A 19,196-nucleotide genomic window follows, 5' to 3' on the forward strand; every position below is an offset into this window, starting at 1 on the left:
GTCGCGTTCATCGACGCGTGGAACAAGATGGTCGTGGCGCTGCGCAGCTACAAGGCGCAGGACGTCAAGGGCGGGCTGGGCCGCGGTGGCCAGCTGCAGGTCAACTGACGTCGCCGGGCCGGCGGGGGCCGCCGGCCGATCCTGATTCGTGATTCGTGATGGTCGGTGCGTGCGGCGTGATCCGCGCGTACGGGCCTCGTTCGTCCTGTTCGTCCTGTTCGTTTGGAAGGTGATCCCGATGAAAGCCGCTGCACTGATTGCATTGACCTGCCTCGCGCTGACCGCTTGCGGCGGCGACGACAATCCCTCACCCGCTTCGTCGGGCGGCTCGGGCACGAGCAACAACGGCGGCAGCGGCGGGACAGGCGGCACGGGTTCGGGCGGAACGGGATCCGGCGGCAGCGGCGGTTCGGGGGGCTCGGGCGGCAGCACGCTGACCTGGCGCTACGAGGCGCAACCTGTCGCGGCCGATCGCGCGAGCTTCCTGACGCTGGTCAACAACGAAGGCGCGAAGGGCTATCGCTATCTGGGCGACTACTTCTACGCGGCGGGCAACGGCGGAACGCAGTCGATCTTCGTGAACGACGGCACCGCGCAGACCTACACGTACCAGTTGCAGACGGCGCCGGCCGACATGACGTCCTTCGTTAATGCGGCCAACGCGCAAGGGGCGAGCGGCTATCGCTACGAAGGACCGCTCACGTACGGCGATCTCTATCGCAAGGATGGCGGTTCGTCCGCCACCTACACGTACACGACGACGGGCCTGCCGGCCGACGCGAATGCGTTCCTCACGCAGGCGAACGGCCAGGGCCAGTCGGGCTACTGGCTCCTCGGCCCGATGATGGTGGGCGCCGTGCAGGCGAACGTGTACATGAAGAACAACGCGTCGAACGCGACCTATACGTACGACGCGCTGGCGCCGACGTCGACCGTCGGCGACTTCATCGCACAGGCCAACAGTGAAGGGGCGAAGGGCTATCGCGCGAAGGGCGGGATGGCATTCGGCACGGCGATCTCGTGGATCTACGTGAAGGACCAGACGCAGTCGCCGACCTTCTCGTACCAGTCGGCCGCGATCCAGTCGACTGGCGCAAGCTTCGTTCAGCAAGCAAACACGTTCGGCGCACAGGGCAGCGCGTATCTGAGCGATCTCGCGCTCGGCTCTCCCACGCCGGTGATGGCGTCGTTCTATTTCACGCCGAAGAACTGCACGGGCTTCCTGTGCACGACGCTGAATCCGCTCACGCAGAACTGAGGGGGCCGGCGCGGCGGAAAGGGACTCCGGCGCGCTGCGTCTACCGTGGATGCGTCTTTTCTGCCGCCGGCTTGCCGGCGGTATTTCGTTTGCGCGGCCGCCCGCCGCGAATCGACGACACGACTCGTCCGATCGGACAGGCTCCCGACCTGATCTCGCGATGAACTTTCGTTCAAGTTCAAAATCATCTCTCGATGGTATCGGATTTGTACTAAAAAGATAATGCAAGACTGATTTTCGCAGTGTCGTTTGGCATGATTGGGACATCGCTACCCCGAATGTACCCATCGTGACGCCCGGTCCGGCAGGGAATCTGCCGCATGCCCGCATCCTCGGGCGCCGTCACGTCGAGCCATGCCATACAGCACACTTCAGTCCATCCGCCGCTACCAGAGCATCTCGATGTTCGGGGGCGGCATCGTCGTCACGGTCCTGATCCTGATTGCCTGCGGGCTCGGGATTACGTCGATCGTTTACGGCTATCTGGACGGCGAGCGGCGCAATTTCCTGAATGGTGTCGAAGAAACCGCCGGCGAGGTCCAGGTGGCCGAGACGTCGTTCAGGAACGGCGTCACGAATACGCAGCTGATCTGGCGCGAACTCGGCCCGGCGCCGGCGGACGTCACGAAGGCGTTCCTCGATAACGGCCAGCAGCTTGCGATCACCCCGTTTCCGTCGCTCGTGGTCGGCGTGCCGGGCGCAACCGCGCAACGCGACGAGGTCGCGCGTTACCTTGCCCTGTCGTTTCTGCTGTCGCGCATCTGCGCGGCGAGTTCGATCAATCGCGGGCGCACGCTCGAGGGCTATCACTACAGCACGCGAACCGGGATGTTCGGGCTCGTGCCGCACCTGTCGCGCGACGACCCGGCGCTCGCGTCGACCGACGCGCGCGCCAAGGTGTTCGATGCGCTGCACGTGGATTTCGACGGTCGGCCGCCCGCGCCGGACGATGGCCGACCGAACGTCCGCTGGTTGCCGCCCTACCTCAATCCGGTCACGGGGCAGGTGCGCATCCGGCTGGCCGCCGAGGCCCGATCCAGCGGCCAGCCGTTCGCGGTGCTGGTCACCGAATACGCGCCCGAATACCTGCTGTCGTGGCTGGCCGAGCGCACGCAGGCTGGCGTGTTCTTCATCGCGTCCGCGGACAACCGGCTCATTGCGGTCGATCCCGGTGTCGAGCGCACGAACGCGCTGACCGAGCGCCTGTTGAGCCTCGACGTCGCCCACGGCGATCGCGCACCCGGCGAACCGCTCTTTCGCGACGGCACGATCGTGTTCCGCGGCAAGCTCGCCGCGACGGGCTGGACGATCGCGTATGCGCTGTCGTGGGCCGACGTGGTGGCCGGCATCGGCGTGCAGGCCGGCTCGCTGGCGGCGGCGACACTCGTCGCGATCGCCGTGATGTGGCTGCTGCTCGTCCGATTCCACCGGCGCGTGCTGGTGCCGGTCTACGCGCGCTCGGCGCGCGTGTTCGACAGCGAGGCGCTCTGCCGCAGCGTGGTCGCGATGGCGCCGGTCGGTATCGGGCTCGTGTCGCTGTCCGACCGGCGCGTGATGCTCGCGAGCGACGCGCTGACGCAGATGTTGCTGCCGCACGGCGGCGATCATCATGCGCTGTCCGCGCAGGTGCTCGAGAAGTATGACGCGTTCGTCGCGCAAGGCGGGGGCGGCCGGACGATGATGACCGAGTTCGTGCTCGATGCACACGGCGATATGCCGCTGCATCTGGAGGTCATCGCGCACAGCGCGCGTTACGAGGGGGAGGACGTGCTGATCGCGGCGTTCGCCGACACGAGCGCGCAGCGCCGTCTCGTGCACCAGCTCGAGGAAGCTGTGCGCGCGGCCGATTCGGCGAATGCGGCCAAATCGTCGTTTCTTGCCGCGACGAGCCACGAGATCCGCACGCCGCTGAACGTGATCCTCGGCAATCTCGAACTGCTCGAACGCACGGCGCTCGATGCGTCGCAGCAGAGCCGCGTGCAAACGCTGCGGGCATCGGCCGAGGGGCTGCTCGCGATCGTCAGCGACATCCTGGATTTCTCGAAGATCGAAGCCGGCGCGATGTCGGTCGAGTCGATCGAGTTCGACGTGATTGCGGTGATCGAGCGCGAGCTCGCGGCGTTCGCGCCGGTTGCGAAGGCGAAAGGATTGCCGCTATTCGCCGATATCGATGCGAGCGGCGCACAGCGCATGCGCGGTGACCCGACGCGGCTCGCGCAGGTGGTCGGCAACCTGTTGAGCAACGCGATCAAGTTCACGAGCGAAGGGCGCATCGTCGCGCGCGTGGCGGTAGGGCGAAACGCGCGCGGTGCGCCCGAGCTTGCGATCGGCATCGAGGATACGGGCATCGGGATCGATCCTGCACACCGGACGAGGTTGTTCAAGCCGTTTTCGCAGGTCGATGCGTCGATCACGCGACGGTACGGCGGCACGGGGCTCGGGCTCGCGCTGTGCGACCGGCTGGTCGCGGTGATGGGCGGGACGATCGCGGTCGATAGCGCGCCGGGCATCGGCAGCGTGTTCACCGTGCGCCTGCCGTTGCGCATGGGGATTGCGCGGAAAGTCCCGATCGGCGCAGGTGCGGGCGCCGGCCGGACGCTGATCGTCGTGTCGCCGGAGGACGCATGGCGCGCGTTCGCGTTCCCGCATCTGCGTGCATGGGGATTCGACGTCGCGATGCATCCGAGTCCGATCGGGATTGCCGCCGGGTGCCTCGCGCGTGCTCACGCGATCGTGCTCTTCGGCGATTCCGACCAATGGCGGCGCGAGGAGCTCGACAGCCTCGGCGGCGGCACGCCAGTTGTACTGGCCACGCCGGACGGCCCGCTGCAGCCGAATGTCGCGGGCCGTACGATCCGCGTGTCGAGCTATTCGCTGAACGGGCTGCGCACGGCGCTCGAGCAGGCGCGGGGCGCCACGGCCGAGTCGACACGCGGGCCGGGTCGCGCTACCCATGGCGGTCTGCCGGCGGTGCCGGGTTCCGGCACGCGTGTGCCACGCGTGCTGGTTGCCGACGATGCATCCGTGAACGGGTCGATCTTCCGCGAGCAACTGGACGTACTCGGCTGTACGGTTCGATGCGTGTCGTCAGGCGGCGCGGCGTTCGATCTGCTCGCGACCGGTGGCTGGGACATGCTGCTGCTGGGTGCGGACTTGCCCGACATGTCGGCCCGCCAACTGGCGGAAGCCGTCCATGCGCGCGCGCTGCCGTGCGACATGATCGTCGTGGCCTCGCATCTGGCGCCCGACGACGCCCGGCGTTATGCGGCGTCGAACGTCGAATGCATATTGACCAAACCCGTGATGCTCGCCGATCTGCGCCGCGCGCTGGTCCGCATCGCGCGGCGGCGCGGGATCGACTTTCCGGCCGGGGCGATGGACAAGCGGCCGGCATTGGATGCCATGCCGGCGGCGGCACACGGGCCGGGGCGATAAGAAAAACGCGGCGCGGCGGCGGCGTAGGCCGCCCGGCGTCAAACGAGGAAGGCAGGCACGCCGCATCGCAGGGTGCCGCGTGATTTCGACTGAAGAAGGAAGGGTAAGGCCGTGCGCTATATGGGAAAGGTGTTCGGGCTGCTGCTTGGATTCGCGACGTTGCCGGAGAAATCCAGACGGGATTTTCTGACGAAGTTGAACGAATTCATCATGATGTCGCCGTCGCAGAAGCGGCGTGTGATCGTCGAGTGGCAGCACGCAGCGGATGACGGTTCGGGTGAATCGGACAAGTCCGTGATCAAACGTTAGGGTAGCTCCAGCTGCCCGGCGGGACAGGATGGATCGACGGCGTTGGGGGACGCCGCCGATCGGGTGTGTGCGGGCGGCGGTCCGTGGGCCGCCGAAGATTCGTGCCGGATGCTGTGTCCGGCGCGTCGGGCCGTTGCGGCTGTCAGCGGCCACGCCGATCGTACCGCCGCGCCCCGGAACCCGTCTATTATCTTAAAATTACGCTGCGCACCGCCCGGTTCGCTCAATACCGCAACGCAAGCGTGTTGCGCGATCGATTCGAATCCCGGCGCGTCGCTCAACATGGCACGTCGGGCCGCGTGTATCGGGAGAAGAATAAAGATGGATGAATTTTTTGTGCGAGTGATGGTGGCGGACGATCATCCTTCGTCCGCGCTCGGGATGTCGCAGGCGCTCGCAGGCAGCAGCACGATCAAGCTGCTCGGCACCGTCTCGAATTCGACTGATCTGGTGGCGATGCTCGACGAGCAGCAGAGCGACGTGCTCGTCGTCGATTACGTGATGCCCGGCGGCAAGTACGGCGACGGCCTGTCGCTGCTGTCGTTCCTCCAGCGCCGCTATCCGGCGCTGCGCCTCGTGACGATCACGATGATCGACAACCCGAGCGTGCTGCTCGCGATTCAGAAGCAGGGCGTCGCGTGCATCCTGAGCAAGTCCGATGCGATTTCGCATCTGGTCGGCGCGGTACATGCGGCGTTCGTCGGGGCGAATTATCTGTCGCCGTTCGTCAAGAAGCTGCTGGAGGACTGCCAGCCGTCGGCCGGCACGCGCTTGCTGACCGCCCGCGAAATCGAGGTCGTGCGCCTTTACGGGGCCGGCCTGACGGTTGGCGAGATCGCCGTCCAGCTTCACCGCAGCAAGCAGACGATCAGTTCGCAGAAATCGAGCGCGATGAAGAAGCTCGGGATCATCCGCGATGCGGACCTGATCCGCTATGCGAGCGAGGGGCAGTTGCCCGATTTGCCGGCAACCGATGCGTAGCCGCCAACCGGCGGCGGTGCCGATCGATCCGGACCGCGCATGAGGCAGCGGCGTGGCCGGGCCGCCTTTGACGACATGTATGCCCGATAGACTGAGAACGCTGATCGCGTACGCGACGTCCACTGCCGCAAGCCGTTCGAGCCCGGGCGCGTCTCGCGTCGGCGGCTGCTGTATGGGAGCAGCGTGGCGATCGAGGTGTTCGTGCTGGGTTGCATGGCGCTTGTCACACGGATCTTCAGGAACCGATTGCGCGGTTCCGGTCGGAGCGCCTCGTCCGCAAGGCCGACCTGCTCGAGGAGATCGAGGTGGTCAGCGCACTTCGGAACCGCTACGTCGAAAACCTCGAAACGATAGCGAGCCATGCCCGGCCGCCTCGCCCGATACCCTCGCGCGTTTTCCTCGGCGATCGCGGCAGGCGGGCTGCGGGCAAGGATTACGCGCGGGTCGTGCCGCTGTCGTCCGCTATGCCGATGAGCAAAATCGCTCCATTGCGCCTGACGGCGATGCGCCGTCGGCGAGACGCATGCGGCACGACTACCCCGGTTCCTAGGAGCCCGATGCGCCTGCACCGGTGAATGACGCGGTATTTCCGGCCAGGAGAGACGAGACCGATATGACATGCCCGCAAAGCTGAAAAGACTTCTCTCGCACGGCACGGCGGCCGTTCGCAAGCCATTCAATCCCGGTCGTATTCGGCGCCAGCAGCAGATCCTGCTGTACGCAAGCGGTGCTGCGATTTCGGTGTTCATGCTACTGTGCGCGACGCTGGTCTTGCGGCTCGACGTGCAGGAATCGCTCGAGCGCTTTCGCGTCGAGTTCACGGGGCGCAGGGCCGAACTCGTGGCCGAGCTGGAAATCATGAGGGCGCTGCGGAACCGCTATGTCGAAGACATGGAGCTGCAGTGGGCCGGCGTTGTCGACGATTCGCCGGTCTTGCCCGGGTTGCTCGCCGGCAAGCACGGCATGCAGACATTCGTCGGACGCATAGGGCGAATCGCGATCGCCGCATTCGCCGACATCCCGCGGGCTGCATCGGCGAACAGCCATTTGCCTTACCTCGCGCGCTATCTCGGGCGGGTCGAGGTGACGGGCGTCCTGCCTCCGCCGCAACCGGCCGATCCGGGCGGCACTTCCTATCTGATCGATCCGGACGGCGATTTCATCGTTACGGCAGGGCATCCGCTGGTGAAACGGGCGCTTGCGCTGCCAGCGGGATTCGACGTAAGGGCGTGGGTCGAGCAACTGCGGCCGACAACGAAAGATACAGCCGTATCGATGGCGCCCGTCGCTCGTCAAAGCACGATTGTGCTCGAGCGGCGATTCGATCCGCTGCTCGGACGCTCCGTGCTGCGGATGGTGCAATGGGTGCTCGGCGCGAACGGCAGGCCAGTCGTCTGGTTCGTTATCAACAGCCCGCCGCTGATAGAGGGGATACTGCGCTCGCCGGGCGCCGGCAGGGAATACGCGCTCGTCGATGCCGATGGAGGTCTCCTGCTCGGCGGGCAGCCCGACAGGGCGATGGTGGCCCGTGCGCTCGAGCAGGCGCGTCTGCAGGCCAGTGGGCGAGCGGTCGTCCATCGCGTCGGCATGAACTTCGTCATCAGCGACCGCGTACCGAGATCGGACCAGGTGGTGATGGCAGCCGTGTCATGGCGTGCCGTTCTGAGCGACATCGCGTGGAGCGCGAGCTTGACGGTCGCACCCGCGCTCTTCGCGATCGGGCTGCTGTGGTTCGCCATCGTGATGTTCGACCGGCGCGCGTTGCGTCCGGCGAATCGGCGCGCGATTCGCTTGATCGAAAGCGAGGCGCTCAACCGAACGCTGATCCGCACGGCGCCGGCCGGGCTCGTGTTGCTGTCGTTCGCCGACGGCGAAACGATCGTACGCAACGACGCGATGACCGCGTACGAGCGCGACATGATCGGCGAGCCGCTCGGCAGACAACTGTGGCTGGCGTACCGGGCCGGCGCGCAGGGCGGCAACGCGCGTACGCGCGTGACGCGAGAGCTGGCCGTCGAGCGCGCGGGACGCGGCACGACCTATCTCGAGGCGCACATCGTGCGCACCAGGTACCGCGGGATCGACGTGCTGCTGTGCACGATGCTCGACATCACGGCGCGCAAGCAGGCCGAGGAGAAGCTGCACGAGGCCCGCGAAGCCGCCGAGCACGCGAACACGGCGAAGTCGACCTTCCTCGCGACGATGAGCCACGAGATCCGCACGCCGCTCAATGCGATCGTCGGCAATCTCGAGTTGATGGAGCGCGCGGCCCTGCCGTCGCAGGAGCGGCGGCGCCTGAAGACGATCATGTCGTCGTCCGATGCGCTGCTGCGCGTGATCAACGACGTGCTCGACCTGTCGAAGGCCGAGTCGAACCAGATGGTGCTCGAAAGCATCCCGTTCGACCTGCGCCGCGTCGTGAACGACGTGGCTACGATTTTCCGTCCGCTCGCGGATGCGAAAAACCTCGCGCTGACGTGCCGGGTTGCCCCGGATCTGGCCGATGGCTACGTGGGCGATTCGACGCGGTTGCGGCAACTGATTTCGAACCTCGTCAGCAATGCGATCAAGTTCACGAAGCGCGGCCGCGTGACGATCGACGTGCGGCTCGCGCACGCGGGTCCGACGGGCAGTGGCGTCGAAATCGCCGTCAGCGATACGGGCATCGGCATTCCCGAAGACAGCATGCCGACACTGTTCGACGTCTATATCCAGACCGACGCGTCGATTTACCGGCGCTTCGGCGGCACGGGGCTCGGGCTGCCGCTGTGCCGGCGCATCGCGACGCTGATGGGCGGCGAGTTGCGTGTCGACAGCCGGCTAGGCGAAGGCACGGTTTTCGTGGCGGCATTGCCGCTGCCCGAAGCGCCGGCCGGGTGGCGGGCCGATGTGCCGGAGTCCGAGACGTTCGCGGATACGGCGCACGAGCACGACGCCGATGCGGCATTCGAGTCGGGCGCGGAAGCTGGCGCAGATGCGCAGGCCGACGATGGCGAGCCGCTGCGCGTGCTTGTCGCCGAGGATCATCCGGCGAGCCGCGCGCTGCTGCGCGACCAGCTCGATGCGTTGGGCTACGACGCCACGATCGTATCCAACGGCGTGGAGGCGATGCGCGCGTTCTTCGAGCGGCAGTACGACGTTGTGCTGACCGATCTCGGCATGCCGGAACTCGACGGCTTCGCGCTCGCGAACTTCCTGCGCGAGCAGGGCGCTCGCGTGCCCGTGATCACGATGACGGCACACGCGACGGACGAGGATCGGCGGCGTTGCGCGCAAGCCGGTGCGGTAGAGGTCGTGCTCAAGCCGCTGTCGATCGAGACGCTCGACGCGGCGTTGCGGCGGCACGCGGGGCGCGATGCGGTATCGTCCGAGCCAGCGCTTGAGCGGCCGCCCGTTGCGCCCGCGATGACTGACGAGGTGCGGCGCACGCTTCACGATGCGACGCTGCAGTCGCTCGATGTGATCAGCAATGCACTCGCGAGTGGCGACGCCGATACGCTGCGCATCGAACTGCATTCGATGCGAGGCGGTTTCGCGCTGGCGGGCGACGTCGAGGCGCGCGACGCGTGCGCAAGCGCGGAGCATGCAATGCGGGACGGCGGGCCGGAAGCATTGAATCGCGTGTGGGAGGCGACCGAGGATGCCGTCAGGCGGGCGTTGGAACGGCTGTGACGGATGATGGGCAGGGTTCGGGGAAGCCGGGGAAATAGTCGTCGACGCATCGATGCCGATCACGCGGTCCGCGCGCACGTCGGCCGCGAAGCCGACGACCATTCCCGCCTGCGTGCTGCCCGCCATCGAGCAGACCACGATGTAATCGAACGGGAAGCCGGGTTCCGCCTCCTGCGCACGCATTTCCTCCGCGAAGCCGACGAACCCGGGCCCGCCGAACCGATGTTCGGAACAGCCGGCCGGAATCGGATACGGCTTGCCGCCCGCCTGTCGCACGCTCTCCATCGCATCTTCCCAACCGTGGCGGATACCGATGTCGAAGCCGTCTCACACGAGTCGCACGTCGCCGCCCATCGTCGTCGACGCCGGCAGCATTCGTCGCCTTCGAGAAAGCCGCGCGGAAGGTATCGGGATGCATCGAGTGTCACGCGGTGACCGGCGAATTCGACTGCTTCATGCGGGTGCGCACGCGCGAACAACGACAGCTTCAACCGCCTGCATGCCGGCAACTGCTGTACCTGCCCGGTGTGCGGCAGGTGCGCTTGTTCATGGTGCTCAAGGAGATCCTGTCGACGGATGCGCTGCCGGTATAGCGCATGGTGGGGTCGGCAGCCTGGCGAGCCCCCGTTCACCTGCGTGCCCGGGTGGGCCCATGCGGCGACGCTCGTCCGACCTGGCCGAAAGGGCGGCCCGGCTGCGCGGACGGGCCCGGCCGAGCTGTCGCGCATGCCGATTGCACCGTCACGACGCCGTTCGACGCGATCGCGTATGCTCGTTCCGTCATCGGCGAAGGCCGCAGGTGCCGGAGCCGGATCAATCGACAATCGATCAACGAGCGAGGGCATCATGGCAAGACAGACGATGGCGGAATACCTGGCAAAGACGCTGGCGGCAGCGGGCGTCGAGCGCATCTGGGGCGTGACGGGCGACAGCCTGAACGGCCTGTCGTTCAGCCTCAGCCAGATCGGCTCGATCCGCTGGATGCACACGCGGCACGAGGAAAGCGCAGCGTTCGCGGCCGGCGCCGATGCCGCGTCGACCGGGCGGCTCGCGGTGTGCGCGGGCAGTTGCGGCCCCGGCAACCTGCACCTGATTAACGGACTGTACGATTGTCACCGCAATCACCAGCCGGTGCTGGCTATCGCCGCGCACATCCCGTCGACCGAGATCGGCCTGGGCTACTTCCAGGAAACCCATCCGCAGGACCTGTTCCGTGAATGCAGCCATTTCGCGGAGCTGGTGACGAACGCGTCGCAGTTTCCACGCGTGCTGGCGCGCGCGATGCGCACCGCGATCGAGGAGCGCGGCGTGGCGGTGATCGTGCTGCCGGGCGACATCGCGCTCGGCGACGGCCCCGACGAAGCGCCCGCGTGGAGCGAATCGGCGCCGCCGTCGATCCTGCCGGCCGATGCCGATCTCGACCGGCTCGCGGCGTTGCTCAACGAATCGGACGCGGTCACGCTGCTGTGCGGCAGCGGCACGCAGGGCGCACACGACGAAGTGGTCGCGCTGGCGGACACGCTCGGCGCGCCGGTCGTGCATGCGTTGCGCGGCAAGCAGTTCGTCGAATGGGACAACCCGTTCGACGTCGGGATGACGGGGCTGATCGGTTTCAGCTCCGGCTATCACGCGATGGAATCGTGCGACACGCTGCTGATGCTCGGCACGGATTTCCCGTACCGGCCGTTCTATCCGACGAATGCGAAGATCGCGCAAATCGACTGGAAGGGTTCGCAACTCGGCCATCGCGCCCCGCTCGCGCTCGGGCTCGTCGGCACCGTGAAGGAGACGATCGCGGCGCTGCTGCCGCGCCTGACGCGCAAGACGCAGCGGCGCTTCCTCGAGAACGCGCTGAAACATTACGCGGCCGCGCGCAAGGGACTCGACGATCTCGCGGTGGCCGAGCCGCCGGGCCGCGCGATCCATCCGCAGTACCTGACGAAGATCGTCGACGAAGTCGCGGCTGAGGACGCGATCTTCACGGCCGACGTCGGCACGCCGACGCTATGGGCCGCGCGTTACCTGACGATGAACGGCAAGCGGCAACTGCACGGTTCGTTCAACCACGGGTCGATGGCGAATGCGATGCCGCAGGCGCTCGGCGCGCAGGGCGCGCATCCGGGGCGGCAGGTCGTGTCGCTGTCGGGCGACGGCGGGCTGTCGATGCTGCTCGGCGATCTGCTGACCGCACGCCAGCTCAAGCTGCCGATCAAGGTCGTCGTGTTCAACAACAGCCTGCTCGGCTTTGTGTCGATGGAGCTGAAGGCGGCTGGCTATCTCGACACGAACGTCGACCTGAGCCCGACCGATTTCGCGGCGATCGCGAAGGGCGCCGGTATCTTCAGCGTGCGCGTCGAGCATTCGGAGAACGTCGAGCAAGCGCTGCGGACGGCGTTCGAGCATGACGGGCCGGCGGTGGTCGACGTCGTCACGTCGAAGTACGAGCTCGCGATGCCGCCGAAGATCGAGATCGCGCATGCGAAGGGCTTCAGCCTGTTCATGCTGCGCGCGATCCTCAGCGGGCGCGGCGACGAGATCGTCGAATTGGCGAGAACCAACTTGCGGTGAAGGGGGGCGCGTGCCGTGTGGCGAGCATGGCGCGCGGTTCAAAGCCCGCTTGCTCGCGCACGGCTTTGGCTGACGACCTCGAGGCGGTGGGCGAGATGATGGTTCGCGGGAGAGAGGCATCGCGCGCCGACGTCCCGACCCCATTTCTGTCGCTGGAGACTGACCGCCGACGATTTCGCGCAGATCCAGACGGCGCCGGGGCAAATCGGATCGTCGGCAAGCGCTATCCCGCGCACGTGCAGCAGCGTGTCGATCGCCGATCCGGCACGAATTGGTCAGGCAAATCAGGGTCAATCTTCACGTCACCTTAAGTTTGCGTTTCCTAGAATCGATTGACCGTCGCGCGTCCTGCGGCGGACCGATTCGCCCAGGAGGATGCGCATGAACCTTGCCCGTATCGCCGTAGCCCTGTCCCGCGCAGTCGTCGGCAACCCGCCGCCCGCCGCCCAAGCGCCGGAGCCCCGCCGGTGATGTGGCCGAACGCGTGGCGTGTCTCGGCACTGTTCGTGCGCGAGTGGGTCGGCCGGCCGGCCGCGGTGGGCGCGTTGTGCCCGAGTTCGCGGCATCTGGCGCGCGAGATGGCCGACACGGTGCCGGACGGCGACGGGCTCGTCGTCGAACTCGGCGGTGGCACCGGCGCGATCACCGCGGCGCTGCTCGAACGCGGCGTGGCGCCGCTGCGCCTCGTCGTGGTCGAACGCTCGCCGGCGTTCGTGCGGCATCTGCGGCGACGCTTTCCCGGTATCTCGATCGTGTCGGGCGACGCACGACAGCTCGAACGGTTGCTGCCGCCTGGCGCCACGGTCGACGCGATCGTGTCGTGCCTGCCGCTGCGCACGCTGCCGCGTGATGACGTGGCGGCGATCGTCGGGCAATGTCATCGCGTGCTGTCGGCCGATGGCGTGATGATTCAATTTACCTACGACCTGCGCCCGCCCGGCCGTCATCCGCTGGGCGATTCGGCATTCGTCGCGTGCGACAGCCGGATCGTCTGGGCCAATCTTCCGCCGGCGCGCATCGTGACCGTGCGCTGCGCTGCCGCATACGCCGGCTGACCGCGGCCGGCTTCTGCGTTGCTCGCCGCCACCCGGAGCAGCTACACGCGCGCGCTGTCCGTCACGTGCACCGGCGGCCGCGACGCAACCCGCTTGATGAAGCGGTCGAGCGGCGCCGCATAGCCGCGTGCAATGACCGCGCTCAATGCCGCCGACAGCGCCAGGTACGCGACGAGCAGCGCCAGCTTGTCGTCGCCATGCGTGGCAGACGGCGCCCAGAACGTGCGCAGCGCGCCGAGCACGATCAGATGGAACAGATACAGCTCGTAGCTGAGCCGGCCGCTCCAGCGCAGCGGCGCGAGCAGGCGGCCGTGAGCGGGTGTGTGTTCGGCATGGGCGCCGATCAGTAGCACGGCCGTGCCGAGCGCCATCGCGGATACGCCGAGCACGTGGCTTTCGGCGATCGGCGACGCGAGATAGAACACCGTCATCGCCGTTGCCACGAGCCATTGCACGGGCACGGCCGCGAGTACCTGCCAGCGGGCGCGTTCGGCCAGTAGCGCGGTGCAGCAGCCGATCGCGATGCCGTCGAAGCATGCGAAGTACGCGTACAGGAAGCCGCCTTCGTCGCCCGAATGCGTGTAGCGATACGCGGGACCGATCGCGGCGGTCATCACCCAGAACGCGAACAGCCGCGTGTCGCGACGCAGCGCGATGCACAGCAGCGGAAACGTCAGGTAGAACACCTCTTCGACCGACAGCGACCACAACACGCCGAGCGCGTAGTTGACCCATCCGTATGCGCCGATCAGCACGTTCATCCAGAACGTGAGCGACGCCAGATTCACGAGCCAGTACGACACGGCGATGCCCTGCGGCGCGTGGTTCGTGAAGATCGGCACGCCGGCCGCCGCGAGGCCGTTGACGAGCGCGAGCAGCAGAAGCAGGCACGGAACGATCCGCGCGACCCGTGACACATAGAATGCGCGCACGCCGAGCGCGCCGAGGCTGCCCCAGCGGCGGCGCGCGTTCGACGCGATCAGGTAGCCCGAGATCGCGAAGAACATCGTCACGCCGTAGTTGCCGTTGCGCACGATCGCATGGATCGTGTCCCAGCCGAGCACGCGCGCGAGCGCGGTGTCGCGCAGCGGATACGCGATGTTGAAGTGATGCAGCAGGACGAGCAGGATCGACACGCCGCGCAGCAGGTCGATGCGGGCATTGCGGGGGCCGGTGCTCATTGCGGCCGGGCCGTTTCGGCGAGCGCCGGCAGCGCCGCGAGGAACGTGTCGCGCGAGCGCAGGCCGGCATTGGGCATTTGCCGCTCGTCGTCCTGGATCAGGTTCGCGAACACCAGCGTGCGTGGCCCCTTCGTCGCCCAGCCGACGAACCAGCCGTACGCGTGCGCAGCATCGTACTTGGAGCCCGGCGAGCCGGTGCCGGTCTTGCCGTGCACGATCCAGCCGCCCGGTTGTGCGTCGATCAGCGTGATGCGCTCGGTCATGTCGTACGCATGCGCACTGATGGGCAGCGTCCGGCGCGCGATCTTGCGCATGAACGCGACTTGTTCGAGCGGCGAGATCCGTAGCGACGAATTGACCCAGGCGCCCATCACGCCGGGGCGTTCGCCCTGCTGGGCAGTGACGTCGGCGTTGCCGTAGCCGAACGCGCTCGTGTACTGCTGGAAGCGTGCCTGCCCGAGCGCCTGCGCGACCTGCTGCGAATACCAGAAGATCGACAGCCTCATCCAGCGCGCCGGGTCGGTCGGTTCGCGCCACGGCGCACCGCCCCAGTCGGGGTAGCCGGCGTGGAAGTCGAGCGTGGGCGTGTGCGCGTCCTTCAGCACGCCGGCGTCGAAGCCCATCAGGCTGATCGCGACCTTGAACGTCGATGCCGGCGTCACGCGGGTCGTGCAGTCGCCGTGCTGCACGAGCAGCTTGCCGGTGGCCGCGTCGGCGACGACGGTGCAGACGGGATGGGCGTGAGAGGACGCGGCGGCCAGCAGGCCGGCGAAGACGAACAGCGTGTCGCGCCAGTGTTTCAAGTGCAGCTCCTTGGCAAGCGTGCGGTCGGTGTGGGGATGGATGGGAAGCCGAAGGCTCGGGCGCGCTCGAAGAAGCGAGGGCCGGCATCGATGACGACGGAGATCGCCGTCGTCGGGACGGCTCACAGTGTATCGACGGATCGCCTGTTGTCGACCTGTCATGGTTGACGGGGACGCGTGCGACCGTCACCGGTTCAGGCGGCGCATGTCGATCGCACGTTCATCGCCAGACGGTCATGGCTGCAGGCGACGCGTGGAAAGCGCCCGGCATATCGCCGCGAGCCCGGCGGGTCGAGTCCGCCAAACGGCTGATCGGCCGTCGCCGTGATTGCCCGACGCCGCAAGCGCGGCGTACGGGGCGCGATCCCGATGCGTGCATGCCGTTTTTTGCACGACCGCCCCGTTTTTTTGCACGGCGTTGATACGGTCTCTTCTAAGCTGGGCACGTGTCGAACAGCCGGGCCGGCCGCCGTCCGCGCCATGACCTTCATTCATCCCTTTCCCGCCTTCGATGTCGCCGGCCGCCGGTTGCGCGGCGGCGCATCCGCCAACGTCGTGCCGTTCCCGCCGCCGCGCCCGCGCCTGCAACTGCCCGTCACGTTGACGGCCGACTCCGTCGACGCCGCGCACGACCGGCTTGCCGCGTTGCTGCATTCCCCGCTCGGCGTGTATGTCGCCAGCGCGCGCGCCGTGCGCAACGTGATTCACGTGCGGTTCGACATCGCGCCGGAAGACCTGGATTTCGCGCTGCACACGCTGATCGCGCAGCAAGTCGACGCGGTGATCGGGCCGGTCGCGCGCCGAATATGCGTCCGGCCCGCCGTCCGTTGAGTCGGGAACGGCGATTGCTCGGCTCATCCGCCGCCGATTCGCCGGCCGCCGTGCTGTCCGCCGGCCGGCGACGACGGCCGTTTGTGCGCTGCGTCGAACGCGGCGCTACCCGTGAACACGGAGGGCCCATGTACCTTACGGAAGAAGTGCGTATTGCGCGCCCGGCTGCCCGTCGCGCGCATACCGCGGCGTTGCCGTCGGGCAGGCAGCTTGCCCGGCAGTTGATGGTGACGGTTCGCGCGGCGGACGTGCTGCTGCGCCAGGCGATTCGCGTGCCCGATCACCATCAGTGGTCGGTCGACGCCGAACGCGTCGATGCGGCCGGCGGGCCGCTGGCCGCGTGGGATTCCCACGTGACGTTCCGCATCGTCAAGGCATTCGCGCCGGCGTTCGATGCGCACGCGTGCGCGGCCGACCCCGATCAGGCGGCGGTCGAGATTCGATTGTTCCTTCCCGAACAGGCTTACGTGGCCGAGCGGCGAATCGGCATCTTCGGCCGGCGGCACGGCCAGCGGTTCAGCGCGACGCTGTCGGTCACGTCAGGCTCGCAGTGGGGCGGTCGGCGCAGCGAGCACGTTCCGCCGGCCGGGCGGTACGTGCACGGCGACACGCTGGAAGCGCTCGTCGATACGGTGGCCGGCATCGTCAATGCGGCGTTGCACGCGGCTGGACATGGGTGACCTCGTGGCGAGCGGCCGCCGGCGGCCTCACGCGTCGCCTGTCTGTCCGGTCTGCCGCTGCAGGTCTTCCATCAACTGTTCCGCGAGGAAGTCGCACGGCGGCCGTTTCGACTTCGTGCTGCGCGCGAGAATCAGCTCGAGCGGCGGCAGGTCGGGCAGCCCGTGCGAGCGGCCGAGCATCGACAGTTGCGCGGGAATCGCGCAGCGGGCGAGCGGCGCGACCGCGAGGCCGGCTTCGACCATGCTGAGCAGCCCGAGCAGGCTCGGGCTTTCATACGACGTGCGGTACGGCACTTTCGCGCGTTCGAGGCTGCGGATCGCGTTCTCGCGCGCGACGCTGCCCGGCATGAACACCGCGATCGGCAGCGGCCGTTCCTCCCAGACGCGCGGCCCGTTCGTCATCGCGGCCCACGCCATCGGCTCGTGGCGGATGAAGTCGCCGGTGAGCCCCTTGATGCGCGTCCCGCACACGAGGTCGACGGTGCCCTCCTTGATCAGCGGCGCGAGCGCGCTGCTCGGCAGCCCCATCACCTGGATCTCGACCTTCGGGTAGGTCGCCGAGAATTTCTTCAGCACCGACGGCAGCAGCGACGACGCATAGTCGTCCGGCACGCCGATCACGACCTTGCCGGTCACTTCCGGCCGCACCACGGCCGCCCAAGCCTCGTCGCGCAGCGCCAGCATTCGCCTGGCGAATCCCAGCAACACCTCGCCCTCGCGTGTCAGCACGATGCTGCGCGGCTTGCGTACGAACAGCGGCCGGCCGATCGCGTCCTCCAGGCTCTTGATCTGCATGCTCACGGCCGACTGCGAGCGGTTCACGGCTTCGGCCGCGCGGGTCATGTTGCCGGTTTCCGCGACGGCGACGACGGTGGCCAGCACGTCGTGATCGAGCATCTTCATAGGTATCAGGAAAACTGAACTTAACGATCAGCATTATGCGTTTTTATTGTTGCAGTGTGTCTGCCATAGTGCGATCACGCTGGCGTTTCGCCCGAGGGTGGCGCGACGCGCGCGCGCAGCTCGCGCGATCCGAGGCGGCGCATGACGGCCCACCCGTGCGTGCGGCGGCGTTGAAGCAGGCTAGCTGGAACATCAACGACATATCAAAGCAAAGGAGTGGAGATGACTTTTTCGCAGAAGCAGGCGGTGTTCCATAGCGGTTTCGATGCGATGTTCGACGAACCGGCCGCGGATGACGCGGGTGCGCCGGAAGAAGCGCGCGTGACCTCGTACCAGGCCGTGCTGCAGGAACCGATGACGTCGCTCGTCGGCCATACGATCGATCGGCCGGATGTCGCGGCCGTGGCGATCCTCGGGTACAACTGACGCGCGTTTCGTTCGCGTCGTTTCGACGTCACGCCGGCGTTTCGTTCGACTGAAACGCCGGACGTCCGCGCGGGACGGTTCGTCTTCCGTTCCGCGTGGCTGCGTTCAGCCGGCCGCCTTTTTGCGCGTTGCACGTGCTCCGCCTTCCCCCTTCGATTTTTCCGCCCCCTGCGCGAGCGCCAGCTCGACGAACGCACGCGCGGCCGCGCTCCGGTACGCGCCCTTGCGCTGCAGCAGCACGGCCGTGCGCCGCAGCCCCGCCGGATCGAGCGTGACCGCGACGAGATCGTCGTGCTCGATCGCGATCGTCACCGGCAGCAGCGTCGCGAGGTTCGTGCGGCGCACGATTTCGATCACCGCGCCGAGCGAATTCGCCTCCATCAGCACGCGTGGCTGTACGTCGTGCGCACGGAAATAGCGGTCGATCTGCGTGCGCGTCGCGAACTCCGCGGTGAGCAGCACGAGCGGCGCGTCGTGCAGCGCGTGCAGGCTGGCCTTGCGTTTGCCGGCGAGTGCGTGCCCGCGGTTCACGACGAGCGCGAGCGTTTCGACCAGCAGCGTTTGCGCGTCGACATCCGCCGCCTGCACCTCGTCGAATGCAATGCCGACATCGAGCTCGCCGTCGCCGAGCAGCGCTTCGATACGCTCCTGCGACATCTCGCGCATCGATAGCGACACGTCCGGGTAGCGGCCGTGAAATGCCTCGACCAGCGGCCCGACGAGATAGCTCGTGAAGGTCGGCGTGACCGCGACGCGCAGGGAGCCGCGGCTCAGATCCTGCACGTCGTGAATCGCTCGCCGGCCTTCCGCCAGATCGTGCAGCGCCTGCCGCGCATAGCGGAAATACACGTCGCCGGCATCGGTCAGCCGCGTGACGCGCGCCGTGCGGTCGAACAACTGCGCGCCGAGCGTGTCCTCGAGCTGGCGGATCTGCTGCGACAGCGCGGGCTGCGACACGTGCAGCGCAGCGGCCGCGCGCGTGAAGCTACGGTGTTCGGCGACGGCCAGGAAGTAGTGGATGTGGCGCAGCAGCATGGCGGTTCCTATAAGTCTTGCTTATCCAGCGGATCATAAATCAGTCTTTTACGTTATCG

General features: G+C 67.3%; 14 protein-coding genes and 2 pseudogenes. 11 read left to right on the forward strand and 5 right to left on the reverse strand.

The annotated features are described in order from the left end of the window. The first annotated feature begins 238 nt into the window (after window positions 1–238). The 5 genes from CFB49_RS17240 (at window position 239) to CFB49_RS17265 (ending at window position 9,655) form a co-directional block, all read left to right on the forward strand. Window positions 239–1,258: a hypothetical protein gene (locus CFB49_RS17240; protein WP_089492763.1), complete on the forward strand. Its 1,020-nt coding sequence runs from the start codon at window positions 239–241 to the stop codon at window positions 1,256–1,258. A gap of 354 nt (window positions 1,259–1,612) precedes the next feature. Continuing rightward, window positions 1,613–4,693, forward strand: a complete 3,081-nt coding sequence (locus CFB49_RS17245) for an ATP-binding protein (RefSeq protein ID WP_089491857.1) — start codon at window positions 1,613–1,615, stop codon at window positions 4,691–4,693. A 120-nt stretch (window positions 4,694–4,813) separates the two neighbouring features. Next, a complete protein-coding gene (locus tag CFB49_RS17250) occupies window positions 4,814–5,002 on the forward strand; it encodes a hypothetical protein (RefSeq protein WP_084044297.1) in 189 nt (62 codons plus the stop codon). Window positions 5,003–5,323: 321 nt separating this feature from the next. Continuing rightward, window positions 5,324–5,983 carry a response regulator gene (locus CFB49_RS17255; RefSeq protein WP_069619056.1) on the forward strand — a complete coding sequence of 220 codons (660 nt, stop codon included), beginning with the start codon at window positions 5,324–5,326 and terminating at the stop codon, window positions 5,981–5,983. Window positions 5,984–6,601: 618 nt separating this feature from the next. Further along, complete coding sequence (locus tag CFB49_RS17265) at window positions 6,602–9,655, forward strand: ATP-binding protein (RefSeq protein ID WP_089491859.1); 3,054 nt, start codon at window positions 6,602–6,604, stop codon at window positions 9,653–9,655. 42 nt (window positions 9,656–9,697) lie between these two features. Here the strand turns inward: CFB49_RS17265 and CFB49_RS17270 are convergent. After that, window positions 9,698–10,018, reverse strand: a pseudogene (locus tag CFB49_RS17270) (1-aminocyclopropane-1-carboxylate deaminase); the annotation flags it as partial. A 23-nt stretch (window positions 10,019–10,041) separates the two neighbouring features. Here CFB49_RS17270 and CFB49_RS17275 point away from each other — a divergent pair. The 3 genes and pseudogenes from CFB49_RS17275 to CFB49_RS17285 all read left to right on the forward strand — a co-directional run. Next, window positions 10,042–10,248 (forward strand): annotated as a pseudogene (locus CFB49_RS17275) (Lrp/AsnC ligand binding domain-containing protein); the annotation flags it as partial. Window positions 10,249–10,501: 253 nt separating this feature from the next. Next, a complete protein-coding gene (gene poxB, locus CFB49_RS17280; protein ID WP_089491860.1) occupies window positions 10,502–12,223 on the forward strand; it encodes a ubiquinone-dependent pyruvate dehydrogenase in 1,722 nt (573 codons plus the stop codon). Window positions 12,224–12,690: 467 nt separating this feature from the next. Next, window positions 12,691–13,278 (forward strand): class I SAM-dependent methyltransferase, encoded by a 588-nt coding sequence (locus CFB49_RS17285; RefSeq protein WP_089491861.1) that lies wholly within the window; start codon window positions 12,691–12,693, stop codon window positions 13,276–13,278. Window positions 13,279–13,319: 41 nt separating this feature from the next. On the opposite strand, the gene CFB49_RS17290 is transcribed toward CFB49_RS17285, so the two are convergent. After that, complete coding sequence (locus tag CFB49_RS17290) at window positions 13,320–14,459, reverse strand: acyltransferase family protein (protein ID WP_089491862.1); 1,140 nt, start codon at window positions 14,457–14,459, stop codon at window positions 13,320–13,322. Then, on the reverse strand, window positions 14,456–15,268 hold the full coding sequence (gene blaOXA, locus CFB49_RS17295; RefSeq protein WP_371090899.1) for an OXA-1043 family class D beta-lactamase: 813 nt from the start codon (window positions 15,266–15,268) through the stop codon (window positions 14,456–14,458). The genes CFB49_RS17290 and blaOXA overlap by 4 nt, the downstream gene beginning before the upstream one ends. Before the next feature lie 474 nt (window positions 15,269–15,742). On the opposite strand from blaOXA, the gene CFB49_RS17300 reads away from it, so the two are divergent. Beyond that, the gene (locus CFB49_RS17300) at window positions 15,743–16,093 is read left to right on the forward strand and encodes a hypothetical protein (protein WP_089491863.1); all 351 of its coding nucleotides are present in this window, start codon (window positions 15,743–15,745) and stop codon (window positions 16,091–16,093) included. A 128-nt stretch (window positions 16,094–16,221) separates the two neighbouring features. Next, a complete protein-coding gene (locus tag CFB49_RS17305) occupies window positions 16,222–16,773 on the forward strand; it encodes a hypothetical protein (RefSeq protein ID WP_069619034.1) in 552 nt (183 codons plus the stop codon). A 27-nt stretch (window positions 16,774–16,800) separates the two neighbouring features. Here the strand turns inward: CFB49_RS17305 and CFB49_RS17310 are convergent, their stop codons facing one another. Beyond that, window positions 16,801–17,676 carry a LysR family transcriptional regulator gene (locus CFB49_RS17310; RefSeq protein ID WP_027782171.1) on the reverse strand — a complete coding sequence of 292 codons (876 nt, stop codon included), beginning with the start codon at window positions 17,674–17,676 and terminating at the stop codon, window positions 16,801–16,803. 222 nt (window positions 17,677–17,898) lie between these two features. Between CFB49_RS17310 and CFB49_RS17315 the strand changes: the two genes are divergently transcribed. Next, window positions 17,899–18,102: a hypothetical protein gene (locus CFB49_RS17315; RefSeq protein ID WP_069619032.1), complete on the forward strand. Its 204-nt coding sequence runs from the start codon at window positions 17,899–17,901 to the stop codon at window positions 18,100–18,102. Between the two features lie 105 nt (window positions 18,103–18,207). Here the strand turns inward: CFB49_RS17315 and cynR are convergent, their stop codons facing one another. Beyond that, entirely contained in the window at window positions 18,208–19,137 is a 930-nt protein-coding gene (gene cynR / locus CFB49_RS17320; protein ID WP_089435882.1) for a transcriptional regulator CynR, read from the reverse strand. Between the last annotated feature and the right edge of the window lie 59 nt (window positions 19,138–19,196).

The sequence above is a fragment of the Burkholderia sp. AU17457 genome (assembly GCF_002223255.1).
In the GTDB taxonomy this organism is placed as follows: Bacteria; Pseudomonadota; Gammaproteobacteria; order Burkholderiales; family Burkholderiaceae; genus Burkholderia; species Burkholderia sola.

Bases quoted from the DNA above. Each gene is read 5' to 3' on its own strand.
- CFB49_RS17240 (WP_089492763.1), top strand. From the start codon at position 239: ATGAAAGCCGCTGCACTGATTGCATTGACCTGCCTCGCGCTGACCGCT.
- CFB49_RS17245 (WP_089491857.1), top strand. From the start codon at position 1,613: ATGCCATACAGCACACTTCAGTCCATCCGCCGCTACCAGAGCATCTCG.
- CFB49_RS17250 (WP_084044297.1), top strand. From the start codon at position 4,814: ATGGGAAAGGTGTTCGGGCTGCTGCTTGGATTCGCGACGTTGCCGGAG.
- CFB49_RS17255 (WP_069619056.1), top strand. From the start codon at position 5,324: ATGGATGAATTTTTTGTGCGAGTGATGGTGGCGGACGATCATCCTTCG.
- CFB49_RS17265 (WP_089491859.1), top strand. From the start codon at position 6,602: ATGCCCGCAAAGCTGAAAAGACTTCTCTCGCACGGCACGGCGGCCGTT.
- poxB (WP_089491860.1), top strand. From the start codon at position 10,502: ATGGCAAGACAGACGATGGCGGAATACCTGGCAAAGACGCTGGCGGCA.
- CFB49_RS17290 (WP_089491862.1), bottom strand. From the start codon at position 14,459: ATGAGCACCGGCCCCCGCAATGCCCGCATCGACCTGCTGCGCGGCGTG.
- CFB49_RS17300 (WP_089491863.1), top strand. From the start codon at position 15,743: ATGACCTTCATTCATCCCTTTCCCGCCTTCGATGTCGCCGGCCGCCGG.
- CFB49_RS17305 (WP_069619034.1), top strand. From the start codon at position 16,222: ATGTACCTTACGGAAGAAGTGCGTATTGCGCGCCCGGCTGCCCGTCGC.
- CFB49_RS17310 (WP_027782171.1), bottom strand. From the start codon at position 17,676: ATGAAGATGCTCGATCACGACGTGCTGGCCACCGTCGTCGCCGTCGCG.
- CFB49_RS17315 (WP_069619032.1), top strand. From the start codon at position 17,899: ATGACTTTTTCGCAGAAGCAGGCGGTGTTCCATAGCGGTTTCGATGCG.
- cynR (WP_089435882.1), bottom strand. From the start codon at position 19,137: ATGCTGCTGCGCCACATCCACTACTTCCTGGCCGTCGCCGAACACCGT.